This is a genomic window from Limnohabitans sp. WS1, from assembly GCF_003063265.1.
In the GTDB taxonomy this organism is placed as follows: Bacteria; Pseudomonadota; Gammaproteobacteria; order Burkholderiales; family Burkholderiaceae_C; genus Limnohabitans_A.
Window position 1 is genome coordinate 1 of record NZ_NERU01000047.1, and the last position, 746, is coordinate 746.

Genomic DNA, 746 nt, shown 5'->3' on the forward strand with positions numbered 1-746 from the left:
ATCGACGCGGCTCCCGAAGAGAAGGCTCGTGGTATCACGATCAACACCGCTCACGTTGAGTACGAAACAGAAAACCGTCACTACGCCCACGTGGACTGCCCTGGCCACGCTGACTATGTGAAGAACATGATCACCGGTGCTGCCCAGATGGACGGCGCTATTTTGGTTTGCTCCGCTGCTGACGGCCCTATGCCCCAGACCCGCGAGCACATCCTGTTGGCCCGTCAGGTGGGCGTGCCTTACATCATCGTGTTCCTGAACAAGTGCGACATGGTCGACGACGCTGAGTTGTTGGAACTGGTCGAGATGGAAGTTCGCGAGTTGTTGTCCAAGTACGACTTCCCTGGCGACGACACCCCCATCGTGCAAGGTTCCGCCAAGCTGGCTCTGGAAGGCGACAAGGGCCCTCTGGGCGAGCAAGCCATCATGAAGTTGGCTGACGCTTTGGACACTTACATCCCTACGCCTGACCGCGCAGTGGACGGTGCATTCTTGATGCCCGTGGAAGACGTGTTCTCCATCTCTGGCCGCGGCACTGTGGTGACTGGCCGTATCGAGCGCGGTATCGTCAAAGTCGGCGAAGAAATCGAAATCGTCGGTATCAAAGACACTGTCAAGACCACTTGCACAGGCGTTGAGATGTTCCGCAAGTTGCTCGACCAAGGTCAAGCCGGTGACAACGTCGGTATCTTGTTGCGCGGCACCAAGCGCGAAGACGTCGAGCGCGGCCAAGTGCTGTGCAAGCC

General features: G+C 58.2%; 1 protein-coding gene. It reads left to right on the top strand.

Annotation, left to right across the window (positions count from 1 at the left end; translation table 11 throughout):
- On the top strand, nucleotides 1-746 hold a 746-nt coding region (locus B9Z48_RS21310; protein WP_146186355.1), incomplete at both ends, for an elongation factor Tu.